At 46.7% G+C, this 14120-nt stretch carries 17 protein-coding genes; 6 read left to right on the top strand and 11 right to left on the bottom strand.

Annotated elements, in window-relative coordinates; genetic code table 11:
• The first annotated feature begins 258 nt into the window (after window positions 1-258).
• From NST08_RS13905 to NST08_RS13890, 4 genes are all read left to right on the top strand, one after another.
• The gene (locus NST08_RS13905) at window positions 259-1140 is read left to right on the top strand and encodes a LysR family transcriptional regulator (protein ID WP_341341863.1); all 882 of its coding nucleotides are present in this window, start codon (window positions 259-261) and stop codon (window positions 1138-1140) included.
• 239 nt (window positions 1141-1379) lie between these two features.
• Window positions 1380-1535: a hypothetical protein gene (locus tag NST08_RS13900; RefSeq protein WP_007130226.1), complete on the top strand. Its 156-nt coding sequence runs from the start codon at window positions 1380-1382 to the stop codon at window positions 1533-1535.
• 41 nt (window positions 1536-1576) lie between these two features.
• The gene (locus NST08_RS13895; RefSeq protein WP_341341862.1) at window positions 1577-2920 is read left to right on the top strand and encodes an arsenic transporter; all 1344 of its coding nucleotides are present in this window, start codon (window positions 1577-1579) and stop codon (window positions 2918-2920) included.
• Window positions 2921-3148: 228 nt separating this feature from the next.
• Window positions 3149-4441 carry a saccharopine dehydrogenase NADP-binding domain-containing protein gene (locus tag NST08_RS13890; protein WP_341341861.1) on the top strand — a complete coding sequence of 431 codons (1293 nt, stop codon included), beginning with the start codon at window positions 3149-3151 and terminating at the stop codon, window positions 4439-4441.
• A gap of 101 nt (window positions 4442-4542) precedes the next feature.
• Here the strand turns inward: NST08_RS13890 and NST08_RS13885 are convergent, their stop codons facing one another.
• Complete coding sequence (locus tag NST08_RS13885; protein ID WP_007130229.1) at window positions 4543-5208, bottom strand: hypothetical protein; 666 nt, start codon at window positions 5206-5208, stop codon at window positions 4543-4545.
• 286 nt (window positions 5209-5494) lie between these two features.
• The gene (locus NST08_RS13880) at window positions 5495-6334 is read right to left on the bottom strand and encodes a hypothetical protein (protein WP_051425102.1); all 840 of its coding nucleotides are present in this window, start codon (window positions 6332-6334) and stop codon (window positions 5495-5497) included.
• 208 nt (window positions 6335-6542) lie between these two features.
• Between NST08_RS13880 and NST08_RS13875 the strand changes: the two genes are divergently transcribed.
• The gene (locus NST08_RS13875) at window positions 6543-7589 is read left to right on the top strand and encodes a CotH kinase family protein (protein ID WP_340900351.1); all 1047 of its coding nucleotides are present in this window, start codon (window positions 6543-6545) and stop codon (window positions 7587-7589) included.
• Window positions 7590-7718: 129 nt separating this feature from the next.
• On the opposite strand, the gene NST08_RS13870 is transcribed toward NST08_RS13875, so the two are convergent.
• The 6 genes from NST08_RS13870 to NST08_RS13845 form a co-directional block, all read right to left on the bottom strand.
• Window positions 7719-8015, bottom strand: a complete 297-nt coding sequence (locus NST08_RS13870; protein WP_007130232.1) for a hypothetical protein — start codon at window positions 8013-8015, stop codon at window positions 7719-7721.
• A gap of 66 nt (window positions 8016-8081) precedes the next feature.
• Window positions 8082-8408: a class I SAM-dependent methyltransferase gene (locus tag NST08_RS13865; protein ID WP_007130233.1), complete on the bottom strand. Its 327-nt coding sequence runs from the start codon at window positions 8406-8408 to the stop codon at window positions 8082-8084.
• Between the two features lie 21 nt (window positions 8409-8429).
• Entirely contained in the window at window positions 8430-8873 is a 444-nt protein-coding gene (locus NST08_RS13860) for a histidine phosphatase family protein (RefSeq protein ID WP_251537554.1), read from the bottom strand.
• On the bottom strand, window positions 8815-9069 hold the full coding sequence (locus NST08_RS13855; RefSeq protein ID WP_007130235.1) for a phosphoglycerate mutase family protein: 255 nt from the start codon (window positions 9067-9069) through the stop codon (window positions 8815-8817). Before NST08_RS13855 ends, NST08_RS13860 begins: the two co-directional genes overlap by 59 nt.
• A gap of 93 nt (window positions 9070-9162) precedes the next feature.
• Window positions 9163-9513: a hypothetical protein gene (locus tag NST08_RS13850; RefSeq protein ID WP_007130236.1), complete on the bottom strand. Its 351-nt coding sequence runs from the start codon at window positions 9511-9513 to the stop codon at window positions 9163-9165.
• Window positions 9514-9837: 324 nt separating this feature from the next.
• Window positions 9838-10656, bottom strand: coding sequence for an SPL family radical SAM protein (locus NST08_RS13845; RefSeq protein ID WP_007130237.1), 819 nt, complete (start codon window positions 10654-10656; stop codon window positions 9838-9840).
• Between the two features lie 311 nt (window positions 10657-10967).
• On the opposite strand from NST08_RS13845, the gene NST08_RS13840 reads away from it, so the two are divergent.
• Complete coding sequence (locus NST08_RS13840; protein ID WP_007130238.1) at window positions 10968-12158, top strand: oxalate decarboxylase family bicupin; 1191 nt, start codon at window positions 10968-10970, stop codon at window positions 12156-12158.
• Between the two features lie 54 nt (window positions 12159-12212).
• Here NST08_RS13840 and NST08_RS13835 read toward each other — a convergent pair whose 3' ends face one another.
• Genes NST08_RS13835 through NST08_RS13825 form a run of 3 tightly spaced genes read right to left on the bottom strand, consistent with a single transcriptional unit; the run spans window position 12213 to window position 14056 of the window.
• Window positions 12213-12926: a 2OG-Fe(II) oxygenase gene (locus NST08_RS13835; protein WP_007130239.1), complete on the bottom strand. Its 714-nt coding sequence runs from the start codon at window positions 12924-12926 to the stop codon at window positions 12213-12215.
• Window positions 12919-13470, bottom strand: a complete 552-nt coding sequence (locus NST08_RS13830) for a methylated-DNA--[protein]-cysteine S-methyltransferase (RefSeq protein ID WP_040738734.1) — start codon at window positions 13468-13470, stop codon at window positions 12919-12921. Before NST08_RS13830 ends, NST08_RS13835 begins: the two co-directional genes overlap by 8 nt.
• Entirely contained in the window at window positions 13454-14056 is a 603-nt protein-coding gene (locus NST08_RS13825) for a bifunctional transcriptional activator/DNA repair enzyme AdaA (RefSeq protein ID WP_007130241.1), read from the bottom strand. The genes NST08_RS13830 and NST08_RS13825 overlap by 17 nt, the downstream gene beginning before the upstream one ends.
• Window positions 14057-14120: the final 64 nt, after the last annotated feature.

The raw sequence follows: 14120 nt of genomic DNA, 5'->3' as shown, positions 1-14120 counted from the left end.
AAATTAAGCAGCCCTTTGGCTGCGCATAATCTGAATAAAACGTTTTGTTCAGCGTCCTTTTCCTTATACACCGTAATGCTAACATGTATCAATCCAAACGAAAAATATATAAAAAATATGATGAGCTTAGGTTTTACATATGCATTGTCTTACGAGAATCCGCACCAATATGCTAACATGGGAATAACCAGATCAAAAACATAGCCAAAGTTCGTATTTGCTTAGGTTTTTCATATATGAGAAGGAGTGCTTTCAAAGATGGATATCCGACAGCTGCGATATTTTATCGCGATTGTAGAGGAAGGGAAAATCTCTGCTGCCGCCAAGAGGCTTCATCTTTCCCAACCCCCTTTAAGTCAACAATTGAAAGCCATGGAGGAGGAGCTTGGCTCCAAATTAATAGAGCGCAGCGGGAAACATGTAGAGGTAACCGAGGCCGGAAAAGCTTTATATAAATATGCTTTGCAGATGAATCAGTTGATGGAAGAGGCGAAAATGGAGGTTCAGGAAGTAGGAAAGGGAGTGAACGGGAGTTTATCCATCGGCGTAAATACGTTCTCTGTAGACGAGCTGCCCCATATTCTTCATCAGTTCCAACGCCACTTCCCTAAGGTAACCTATAAAATTCAGCAAAACGAGTCAGCGCATCTGTGCAAATTAGTGAGGGATCGGGAAGTCGATCTTGCGTTCATTCGCCTGCCGCTGGAATTGGACGATTTCGAGGTGCTTCACCTTTATACCGAGCCTTTTTACTTCATTTCGTCGGATAAACAGAAGCTGTTCGAAGATGAAGTGTCGCTGCAGGACATTCATAATCAACCGCTCATTCTGCCAAGCACCCAGGGATTAGGCGTGCACTATTTGATACTGGAGGCATTTTCCCGCTTCCATCTGCATCCCCATATTACAGGTGAATGCTCTGATATTTCGCTGTTGATGGATTTAGTTTCATCCGGCTTTTGCGGGTCGATCGTTCCGGAAACGGTGCTCAAACGGCATAAAGGGTACTCGATCCATGCTCATAAAATCTCCGGGTCAGCCGAGATGTCAGCTCCGGTCGGACTCATCTGGCTGAAGAGTCACTCCTTATCCAAAATTGCACAGAACTTCGTCGATGTATTGATAGGAAAAAACAATTAAGAGGATGAACAAGCCCGATTGCTCACACACGAGCAATCGGGCTTGTTTCGTATGTAATCTATTTTACCTATCGATGTGTAACTCCTTATACGAACACCAATCGCGGAATATCGCAATAACAAGGCATTTCCATTAGAGCAGTGCCAGTCCTTGATACATATAAATAGAGTATATCTATCTACTAATTATGATTGGTAGGTAACTTCGCAAAAAATAAAAACCGAAGAGGAGTGACCTTTATGATCGTACTCATCTTTATCGTACTGGCGGGTTGGGGGCTGTACGCTCTGCTAACGCCTCCTAAAGAGGTTCCCGTAGAGTCAACAAAGAGTGAGGCCGCCAAAGAACAAGTTGCTTTTATTAGCGTCGTGATTCCCGAAAAAGAGGATTCGTAAGCAACTCTTGCTATTAATGAAAGAAGGGAGTGAGATTTCCCATGCTCAGTCCAGCAGTAGTCACACTAACGATTGCAGCTTTTATTGTCGCAATGGTCCTTATCATATGGCGTCCAAATGGATTAAATGAAGCCATCCCAGCATCTGTAGGGGCCGCAATCGTGGTGCTTAGCGGGAGCGTATCATTGCCGGACCTCCTTACCATTGGCTCTACCATAAGCAGTGCTGCTATAACGATCATTGCAACCATCGTAATGGCCATTATATTAGAGAGTTTCGGTTTTTTTAACTGGGCTGCTGAATCTTTGGCAGCCAGAGCTCGTGGATCTGGAACCCGGTTGTTCTGGTACGTCAACTTATTATGTTTTCTGATGACCTTATTCTTTAACAACGATGGAAGCATTCTCATTACGACTCCCATTCTACTGATTCTGTTAAAGCAATATGGATTAAAAAACCATGAGAAAATCCCTTACCTCCTCTCAGGTGCGCTAATAGCAACTGCATCAAGCGCACCTATCGGTGTCAGCAATATCGTGAATTTGATAGCACTGGAAATCGTGGATATGGATCTGTACATGCATTCCATCATGATGTTTGTTCCCGCAACCCTCGGGCTTTTGCTGTTTGTATTTCTGTTATTCCTCTGTTTCAGAAAACAGCTGCCGCGTAAGCTTCATGTAAAAAGGCACGCGGGCGGCGGCATGCACCCTCTAAGCAGGACGCTGATTTCACCTGCGGATATCCACAAACGCAATAAGGTCATGCGGAATGTTCTCTTGTTTGTATTTACGGTTCGAGTAGCGCTATTTGTCGCCTCCTATTTAGGGATTCCAATCGAAATTGTAGCGCTCCTCGGCTCAGTCATTCTGTTGTCCTGGCGATGGGCCGTATTGAAAATAAAACCGACTGATTTATTGAAGAAGACGCCCTGGCACATTCTCATATTTGCATTCGCGATGTACGTGCTCATCTATGGGCTGCATAATATCGGTTTAACGGAATTTCTCATCCAATTCTTTGAGCCGATCGTTTCCACAGACCTCTTAAATGCAAGCTTATTAATGGGCGGCCTGCTCTCTTTGCTATCGATTCTATTCAATAATCACCCCGCGCTGATGGTTGGAACCATCACACTAACCAATATGAACCTGGATCCTTTAACGCTCAAGATTTCATACCTGGCCAGTGTAATCGGAAGTGATATTGGAGCATTGCTTTTGCCGATGGGTACGCTTGCTTCGTTAATATGGCTTCACATTCTTAAACAACATCATGTCAAGATCAAATGGAAGGAATATATCAAGATCACGATATTGACCATCCCGCCTACCCTCTTATTTACGCTGGTGATCCTTGCCTTCTGGGTTCAATGGGTATACTGACGAGGAACAACATTTCATAGAGAGCATGAAATTCTTGTGGAGCATGGGTTCATTATTCGATTAATGAATCATCACCACGGCATTCATGACTCTCTTTTTTGTTCGGCATGCTTCGGGAGCGTACGTACATACATCATGATTTCGAATAAAAGCATGTTGTAGTTGTTTTAGCACAGACCTTTTCCCGACTCTATGAATAATCATATTACTAGAAAGGAGTTGGTAGATTTGAAACAATCACCGATCGTCATCAGCATTCTTGGCAGCTCCGGCGGCGTCGCTAAAGCAATCCTCTCGATATTAAATAAAAGCGCTGAAGATATCCATGACCCCATTCATTCCATTATGAAGCACAGCACCCTTCATTTGATCGACCAGAAACAGAAACATCCGGATTACTATCGCGCTTTCATGCCAAGCTTGCTTAAGAATGCTGCATTGCACCAATTCGATTTGAACCAGCTGGAATCGTTTCGCCAGCATCTGCGACAGACCGGCACCACGCATGTCATTGATGTCTCGTGGGCTGATACGGTTGAAATGCTCCAATGCTGCCAAGAATGCGGTGTGCATTATATCAATACCGCGCTTGAGAATCCCAAGGTGGATGAGAATGAAAGCCTTGCCCCATACTCGCTGTTGGAACGTTACCGAATCTTCCAGGAAGCCCGGCAATCATCGCCGCAGACCACTGCAATTATCGGTTCGGGTATGAATCCAGGAGTCGTCCAGTGGATGGCTATCAAGTTAATGAAGGAACTGCCAGACAAGCAACCGATCGCCTGTTACATTGTAGAACATGACAGCTCGCTATATAAAGACCCCGCCCTAGTAAAAGAACGCACGATTTACTCCACCTGGTCTCCCGAATGCTTTTTGGACGAAGCGATTCTCAATTATCCCATGTTTATGAAGCATCAGTTCCCATTTACGATGCATCTTCCGGTGTATGAGCTGGAGTTCAAGGTGACCTTGGGGAGCAAGCAATTCAATGGTTCATTAATGCCTCATGAAGAAGTATTGTCCCTTGGAGAAAAATTCAATATGGAGACTGGTTTTATCTACCGCGTCAGCGATTATACGATCGATTTAATCCGTTCCCAGCTTGAAGATCTCGACGTTATTTGGGAATGGGATCATCAAATTTTGGATCCATCGATTGGCGAAGTCGGAGGAGAAGATTTGGTCGGAGTCTTGCTGGTATATCCAGACAAAGAGAGGTATATGTATAATGTTCTGAGTACCGATAACATCTACCCTGTCTTCCAAATCAATGCCACCTATTTTCAGGTTGCATGCGGCATATATGGCGCATTAAGCACACTTCTGAAAGACGATATTCCAAACGGTGTTTATTTTGTTGACGAATTGCTCCTTCAAACCGAAAGTCAATACGGTGCTTATTTATCCTACTATATGAAGGATTTTGTGGTTGGTGAGAACAAGGGTACGGATGGGTTATTGCTCGACCGAATGATAAAATACCCAGCCTCTTCTCATGAAGACAATTCCGCTGAATAAATACCCGACATCATTTCATCCTGCTTATGGATAAATAGCAGCCCCACTGCCAGACAAACTGTCAGTGGGAAGTCTGCGACGCTCATATGCTTTTAACTGATCTAAGGCAGCTGGATCGATTTAATATGATCCATGTGCAGGTAATTATCATTTCCGCCAGCAAGTACCAATTGAACGATATTCTCATCGACAGATTTCAGTAACCCTTTTTTGTTAGGATGCTCGCCAAGATCAAACACCACGAGCTGACCTTCAAGTTTTTTTAACAGCTGATCCATCGTTCTTGACAAAGCAACAACAGAAGGCTGAACCGGGAAATGTTTTTGATCAAGACTATAAGGTGTTGTGTTTGGAGGATAAGGTATCAAATATTTGACGTGGTTGACTGGAATATAAACCGTTTGATGCATCGGTGAGTGATATACAAAATAATCATTCATAATACTTGTCACATACCCATGCAATGATTGAGAACCTCCCAGGTAGATCTCAGTAAAGACGCCCCTGGAATTCATCAATATTTTGCGATAGGAGATATTGGCGAGGTCTAATTTCGAATCGGGACTGCTGTCCATCGGGGGATTATCCAGCTCTTCATATAGCCTTAAATGCTGTAGATGATGAATCGGCGTATATATATATTTTGACTTTGAATATAGAACCAGGACATCGCTTCCCATATCAATAAATTCGCCATGAAGCAGTGTCTTACAGCCCGAGAGCTCCAGTTCAACACGTTTGCCGATCATTGAACGTAGTGACTCCATCCCTTCCCTCCTCCTATTATCTTAGTCTTACCGCTTTATGACTTCCATTCATGCTCAGGCTTGAATTCACCAACACCATTCGCCTGCATATATTGTTGGTATCGAACTTTAACGTGCAGATTGCACAACTTTTTAAGCAAAATATTTAAAAACCCCCTGAAGGGAGCATTGGATGACTGTGCAGCCAATGCCCATTCAGAAGTGCTTTATAGGGGGGAATGCTTAATTGTTTCACTTATGGGTGAGCAAAAGATGGCTGGCTAGGCGCTCCTATCCTATAGGATTATTACTCGCCTCCGCTTCTTTGTTTACCGCTACGATTGCGCTTACCGGAGCGATTGTACGATCGATTACCACTGCGGTTACGTTTGCCTGAACGATGCTTGGATTGATTGCCGCCTGTCCAATTCATCCAGTCTCCGGCCGTTTGGTTGCCGCCAGTGCGGTTCCCTCTGGATTGATTGCCACCTGTGCGGTTGCCTGCGGTTTGGTTACCGCCTGTGCGATTGCCACGTGTTTGGTTGCCGCCTGTGCGATTGCCTCGTGTTTGGTTGCCGCCAGAACGGTTGCCTCCCGACTGGTTACCTTGCGCTTGGTTACCGCCTGAACGGTTGCCTCCCGATTGGTTACCTTGCGCTTGATTGCCTTGAGATTGATTACCTTTGGAGCTGCTGTTTTGATTCTGGTTACCGCCGGATTGGTTACTATTCCCGCCGCGGATTACGGTAATCGATTTAATATGACTTACCGGAACGTGAACGACCTCTTGTCCTTTCACCGTTAAGATCAAATAATTCTGGTTCACGTCGACGATGATACCCTCGATTTTTTCCGGTCCGCCGCGGTTTACTTTCACATAGCGATAACGAAGGGCTTGCATAACACCAACGAAGTCGTAGGCCCTGATCGGATTGACAATGCTCTCTCTTTCTCCACCAGATTTACCCGTATCCGTGATGCTTTTGACATGCTCGTCTTTAACATAAACGAAACCGCCGTCAGCAACTGCAACCAAGTAGTCGGATTGGGCATCCAGCAGAAGACCTTCGATGGAATCCGGTCCACCGCGATTGATCTTTACGTTTCTTCCTACCAAGTTCCCGAAGCCAAACCTGTTGTAAGCCATGTCCATGCTCCTTTCAAGGATTTATTTTCGACAGATCAAGAATGGTAAGATCTCGGGCATGATCACGAAAGCTGTAGATACCCCTCAACTGTCCATCAGGTCTGTCGGTAATATACTTATATGTTTCATGTAATAGAAAGGAACTGGTTTAATATAATCAAGCAGACAAATTCAAACGATAGTCTATCAGTTTGAAGGAGGTAGCTTCATGTCTTTGCCTGTGTATCGAGTAATGATCAAAGACAAGGATTATGAACAGTTAAACAGCAATATCTGGTCCAATCGTTTTGTGCCGGGACAGCTCGTTATCGGCGGAAAAAGAATACCGATACGTATTCGCTACCGGGGAGGGCATACCCGAGAATATCCGAAAAAATCCTATGAAATTAGAACCTCCAAATATACCTACCACTTTAATGCTGAATATGATGACCCTTCCTTGATTCGAAATGCGCTTTCCTTTCAATTTTTCAATTCGATTCATGTGCCAAGCCCTTCGACCCGGCACTGCGTGCTTACGATGAACAATGAAAAGCTTGGGGTATATCTAAATATAGAGGCTGTAAAGACTCCCTTTTTTCGAAAAAGAGGGATTCCAGTTCGAAGCATCATTTATGCGGTTAACGACAACGCCGACTTTACAGATAAACGATCGTCGGGCAAATCTTTCTTCTCTGGCTATAATCTTATAAAAGGCTCAGAGCGGGATCGCTTAAAACTATCTAACTTTATTCAGGGGATTCACCAGAAAGAAGGTGCCGAGCTGCAGCAATATCTTCGCAGGCACCTGGACATCGAAAATTACTTGCGGTGGTTATGCGGCGCGGTATTAACGGGGAATTATGATGGCTTTAACCAAAACTATACCTTGTTTGAGCACGGAAAAAGCAGAACATATCGCATGATCCCATGGGACTACGAGGGGACTTGGGGAAGGAATTGTTATGGGAAAATAGTAGATTCAAACCTTGTGAAAATTCAAGGTTACAATAAACTAACGGAGAAGGTATTGTCCTTTCGTTCACACAGGCAAAGGTATAAGGCTCTCTTGTCAGGATTTCTTAAATCGGTATTTACGGTGAGACGTCAACTGCCCCTCGTATACAAGATGCATGATGCCATTGCTGCTGACGTTTATAAGGACCCCAATCATAAATGGAGCACGAAGGTGTTCGACGCAGAGCCGGATACCATAAGGAAATATATTGACCAAAGAAGGCAGGATATTTTAAGCCAGCTAGGCTCATTGGATTAAACGCAACAACAAGCCCAGTTGTAGGCTAATTTACCTTGTCAATGAAACAGACCAAAATCAAAAAAATCATTGAAAATCGGCCTACACCCTGAGGTTTATCGGGTAAAGGCCTTTTCACATTGAATTTAACTATATATGCTTCCACCAAATTCCTGCACATTCCGGAACCGTTGACCACTGATTGTCGAGGATCTTCCGCCCAAGCTCTTCGCCAAAGAAAAACTCGGTGCATTGTCTGGCTTCTTCGACATGGCTAAAGGTATAGTCCATTCGGATCCACTTGTGCTGGAAGCCGTATTCCTCTTCAAGTGCTGTATAATACTTCGTCAGAAATCCGGGAGGATTCGGGGTTTCCGTCCCCGTGCCCATCGTCTCGAATATGATGATGGTGGCATGTGGCTTCAGCACACGGTGAAGTTCAGACATGACCCGTTCTAAATTTTCCGCCCAATCGTCATTGTCCGTATTGGCTAAATAACCGATACTCCAGCCCTAAACCGCCAAATCTATCGATTTATCGGCCAGGGGCAGCTCCCTATGGTCTGCAACAACCGCACTCCAATTACGCTCAAGCCCTTGCCCAATTAATTTTTGATCTAAGAGCTCCAGCATGGGAGCAGAAATGTCCGTACAGATTAATGAACCCGCATCCTTCGCAACAGCACTTGATAACCGGCCAGTTCCCGCTCCTAGATCCAGGACCGCTAAATCCTGAAAATTCCGGATCCCCCGGATCACTTCAGATAATTCAGGCTGCTTACTAATCATCAACTCATAGATATCCGATTGATTTTGATAAATCTGTTCATGTGTAGCCATACGCGATCACTCTTTTCTGAATTATTTGATAGACCTAGCTAAAAGCCCCTTACAATGCTTCATCGTATTCTTTTCGGTAATCTTCCATTGATTCAAGATCTTCTCAACCGTATGCACACTTGTGTTATCAATTGGAAAGAACGGACTTTTGTTGGTCCAATCCTGACCGTTTAAATGATAATACAAGACATTAATGACACCGCCATGGGTAACTAGCAGAACATTCGACTTCACTTCTTGACATTCAAGCTTCCTGCATAAGCTCTCAAATGCTTTGATAATTCGGTTATAAAAATGCTTCGGTGTTTCCCCTCCCGGAAAAGGAGCATCCATGTCCAGCGTATTGAAGTAAACACCTGGATACCGTTTCTCGGCTTCTTGATTTGGCATACCTGCTAAATACCCGTTATTCCTTTCCCTCCAAATCTTCGGAGTAAATGGTTTCTTTGTTAATAATTCGTTCAATCTCCCTAGCCGTTTCAACTGCGCGTGGTAGATCACTGCTCATTATTGTGCGAATCCCATATTCGTCTTGGTAACGATGCAGAAACTCCCCAAGCCTCCTCGATTGGAACACGCCTTGCTCGATTAACCCCCTGCTGCTCCATCCCCCTCGAAAGCCCTCTTCATCTGCGCCGTGTCTTACAAGAAATATCTTCATATGTAGTTTCTCCATCAAAGTAGTTTGTTTCGTGCTATTATGTCATTTACGCTTCACCCGTTACGGAACGACCCGATTCGGAATTGCTCTTACTTATAACTTCTTCTCGTAATAATATCCCTTCAATATGATCTGTTTGGTATCTTGGGTCACTTCGTCGTCAGCATCGAGATTAGCTATTTCACTCCTCGGAAATGAGTTTGGAGAAGAGGCGTAATAAAAATCCCCGTATTTAGTTACCACCCTTTCTGCAGGTTCGCTTCGAACTCTTCGATCGTAATCTTTTTGCCAATCCTGCATGGCTTTTGGAGATGGGGCTGCATTATGAATAGTTGTGTTTAAACTTTGATAATAATCTATAAATCCTCTGACCATATAAACCGAACCCAGTAATGCTAGACAACTTAATGCAATGATAATAATTCTAATATGCTTCTTATTCATGCCCCTCCCTCCTTTGCAGTGGATAGCTCCAAATCGTCATTCAGCGCAATCACCTCGCTTAAATTCGAATCCATGTGGGCTATAACAGTCACAGGCATTCAGTTTTTAAATATATACTCTATTGGGTAATTATAACATCCAATAACATCACTGGAATACAAAATACGAGCCTGAGCATGCTCAACCGGTTTGAATTGCTCTAACCGCTTAAGACATCACCCGCTTCGGTCGCCGCATCGCTATCCGATCTGCTTATAATAAAAGCCTTCCAAGGAACCATCCCTTTGAAGGCTTAACTGATATATGAATGTTGCTGCGATTCACTCATGGTTCGAATCCCTTTTGACTCACATACAGCTGATCTTCCGGAAATACCGTGCGAAACCGATCATATACGACCCGATAGGCGGAAGGGTGGTACCATTCCTCAAGTCCGAGCACTCTATACAGCTCGTTCAAAGCGAGCTTCTTCGTGCGTTTCCCGCCGCTCCCGTCACCCATGAAATAATCGTCGATACATACGCGATGGACAAGCGGGCGCAGGATCTCAGGGAATTTCTCCGTGCTTGGCAGCACGGGAGCAATCGCGGCTTGCGTCCGGATTCCGGCATCTCTCAGCTGTTCAAGGGCCTTCAATCTGGCCTGGATCGGCGGAGCCGAAGGCGTAAATTGCTTTCGGATGTCCTCCCTGTCCGTCTCCACCGTCATGCTGACCCGGACCCGATCCCCTAATTGCTGCAGCAGATCAATATCCCGCCGAACCAACGGACTGCGAGTCTGCACCAATAGAAAATCCGGCGGATCCGCGGCCATGACCTCCAGTATCATGCGAGTCACTTCCTCCTTCGCTTCTGCCGGCTGGTACGGGTCGGTGCTCGAGGACATGAAGATGGTAACCGGCCCCTTCTGCTTGGCTCGACTCAGCTCCTTGCGAAGAGTTTCGGCCGCTCCTTGCTTCACATCGACCCAGGAGCCCCACTCCTGCTTGCGAAATAAAGAGACCGGCATTTGCCTCACATAACAATACGAACAGGCAAAGCTGCAGCCCGTATACGGATTCAAGGTATGGCTGTATCCGTTCAAAAACCCGGTTCCTTTATTAAGCAATGTCTTCGGCGTTTTATACTGAACCTCCGTTTTCATAAGGTCCCCCCTTGTCTGCTCAGGCCAATATTCCCTTTATCTTCATGAAGACAACGAGAAGCGAGTTCCTTCTATAGTATACTGAAACCTTCAGCTTCGCCAGCCAGAAGCCGAATCACAAGCTTGCCGCTCTCCCCTCCGACCTTGCCGTCTTTCGTGCGATGGGTATTCCCGCCAGGCTTGCGCTCCAAACATGCCGTGGATTGTGGCGATCGCGGGAGATGTTGCATTTCTAAATCCGAAATGCTGTTCATAACGTTTATTAAGTAACTTCGTTCATATTTTGATGAAGATGAGAGGTGTGAATACTATTGAGTAATGACAACAGGGATGGATATATACCCCAACCTGTACGGAATGATGGCGCCGGGTGGTGGGATTTGGGACCACGTGACATCATGCGTGACCTGGAGAACCCGGATATGCTGGTTCCGCCTGTGACGGATGCGGGTACGCTTCCCAACCTGAAATTTTCCTTTTCCGATACCTATATGCAGTTGAATCATGGCGGCTGGTCCCGGGAGGTTACCGTTCGACAGCTCCCGATTGCAACTACGCTTTCCGGGGTGAATATGGCGCTGACTCCGGGCGGTGTGCGAGAACTGCATTGGCATCAGTCGGCGGAATGGGCGATCGTCCTCGTCGGCAGCGCACGCATTACGGCAGTCGATCAGGATGGAAGAAACTTCATAGCCGATGTCGGCGTAGGTGATCTGTGGTATTTTCCGCCGGGAATTCCCCACTCCATTCAAGGGCTGGAAAGTGGCTGCGAGTTTCTGCTGGTCTTCGATGACGGCAGCTTCTCCGACCTCAATACATTATCGATCTCTGACTGGTTCGCACATACGCCGAAAGACGTGCTGTCGGCGAATTTTGGCGTGCCCGCCAGCTCTTTTACCCATATTCCCAAACAACAGCGATATATCTTTCAAGGAAACATTCCGGGTCCTCTTGAAAGTCAACTCGTAGCGGACCCCTATGGTACGGTGCCAAAAAGCTTCACGCATCGACTGCTCGCACAGGAGCCGATCGTTACTCCGGGCGGGACGGTGCGGATCGTGGACTCCACCAATTTTCCAATTTCGACGACCATTGCCGCCTCATTGCTGGAGATCAAACCGGGTGCAATGCGAGAAATGCACTGGCATCCAAACAATGATGAATGGCAGTATTATATATCGGGCACTGGCCGCATGACCGTTTTTGCACCCAATGGCACGGCTCGCACTTTCGATTATCGTGCCGGCGATGTCGGATATGTGCCGTTCGCATATGGGCATTATATTCAGAATACCGGCGACCGAAGTCTGTGGGTTTTGGAAATGTTTAAGAGCAGCCGCTTTGAAGATGTTTCCCTGAATCAATGGATGGCGCTCACCCCTCATCAGCTAATTCAGGAGAACCTTCATGTAGGGTCGGAATTTATACACGCCCTGCGAAAGGAAAAAGGGTATATTGTCAAATATCCCGGTTACTCCGATTATCCAAGAACGGGAAGATAGCAGCTGCTCGCTCTTTTTCAAAAAAGTTAAAAGGATGAACAAGAAGAAACGGGCTCACTTGGCATCATGGAAAATGATCCCGAGGCTGTACCTGGTCCCGGAGGTGATTGTGCTCACACCATGCCGCAGCATCGTCCGGTAATATCCCCGGGTTCCCATGACTGGCCGGTGATGGGTCGGAAAGATCAAGCCAGAGCCCTGCTCCAAGGTGATGACATGCCCCCGGCTCTGCGCGCGGGGCCGCTGTTCCACCAGAAGAAATTCTCCGCCTGTATAATCGGCTTCTCGTTCGTTTAATACGAACACGACCTGGAATGGAAAAAACACATCCCCATACAAATCCTGATGCAGACAGTTATATCCGCCTTCCTCATATTTTAGAATCAACGGCGTTGAGCGCCGCTGTTCCTGAGCATGGCATACCGCCAGAAAATCGTCCAGCCTTGCCGGGTACCTCTCCTCGCTTCCGAGCCATGCCAGCCAGCGGTTGGCCGTTAGCGCCAGCTCGGGATAGAAGCCCTCCCGGAGCTGCTGAAGCAGTTCCGGGAGGGGAGCCTGATAGTATTTATACTCACCGATCCCGAACCGGTGCCTTGCCATGTTGATCGTACTGCGAAACCGCGATTCCTCCTGGTAAGTGCCTATGATTGCCGCGCACTCTTCCGGCAGCAGCAGCCTGGGTATCACGGCATAGCCGCGTTCATCCAGCTCCGTTTGAATCCCTTCCCAGTACAGCCCTTCAATGCGTTCGGGCAGCGTACTAGACATACTCCGCGGTCTCCTTCTGAATCGCTTGCTCATGTTTACGCTCAAGCTCCAGCAGCTGGCTCTTCATCGCAAGGCCTCCGCGATAGCCCGTCAAGGCCCCATTTTTGCCGATAACCCGGTGACATGGTACGGTGACCAAGAGAGGATTCGCCCCGATGGCGGCCCCTACCGCTCGAACGGCAGCCGGCTTTCCGATGCTTTGGGCGATGTCCGTATACGTCATCGTCTTCCCGTATGGGATTTGGCACAGTGCACGCCACACCGCCTTTTGAAAAGGAGTCCCCTTATAATCCATGGCCATCTCGAACCGGTCACGCTTTCCCTGCAAATATTCCTCCAGCTCTCTTACATAGGGCTTCATAATGCGGTCATCCTGCACAAGCCCAGCACCGGGATATTTAGCAGCGACCCATTCCGCCATCTCGTCAAACGTCTTATCCTGTGAACCGACATAGCATAATCCTTGCTCCGTTGCCGCGATGTACATGCTCCAGCGAGCATGAGTCAGCCGCGTCCAGCGGATCACATCAGGATTGGATTCCATCATGATTCATTACCTCCATACTTGAATAATTTAAAGCTTGCCGGCGATAGCTTAAAGGAGTCGTCCCGGTCTTCTTCTTAAACAAAGTTACGAAGTAAGCCGCATTCTCTATCCCGACCAATTGACCGATATCAGCGATAGGTTTAGCCGTATCCGTCAGGAGCTGCTTGGCTTTATCGACACGCAGCTTCTGGATATATTCCGTCGGGGTCATTCCGGTGACCCGCTTGAATATGCGGTGAAGGTGATACGGACTGCCGTGACTCACATCGGCCAACAGATCCAGCGTTAGCTGCTCGTTGTAGTTTTTATCGATGTACTCCTTGACAAGCTCGATCCATTCGTGGTCCGGCAGGCGCTCTCCCGTTGGCTTACACCGTTTGCATGGACGGAATTGCTCGGATCTTGCTTCATCCGCCGATTGAAATACGCGCACATTTTCTTTTTTCGGGGGTCTGGACTTGCAGGAAGGTCTGCAGAAAATCCCGGTCGTTTCGACCGCATAAAAAAACTTGCCGTCACTCGCTTTATCATTTTCGATGATCGCCTTCCACTGTGCTTCGGTTGGCTCGATCCGGTTGGCCACGTTTCATTCACCTCCGCTAACATTATAACCACAGGTTCGGCTCGTTGTACGGTTTTTGGAATAT

It is taken from the genome of Paenibacillus sp. FSL K6-1566 (assembly GCF_038050475.1).
In the GTDB taxonomy this organism is placed as follows: Bacteria; Bacillota; Bacilli; order Paenibacillales; family Paenibacillaceae; genus Paenibacillus_AQ; species Paenibacillus_AQ lactis.
Note: the sequence above shows the minus strand (reverse complement) of the source record. Positions and strands in the feature narration are given on the sequence as shown.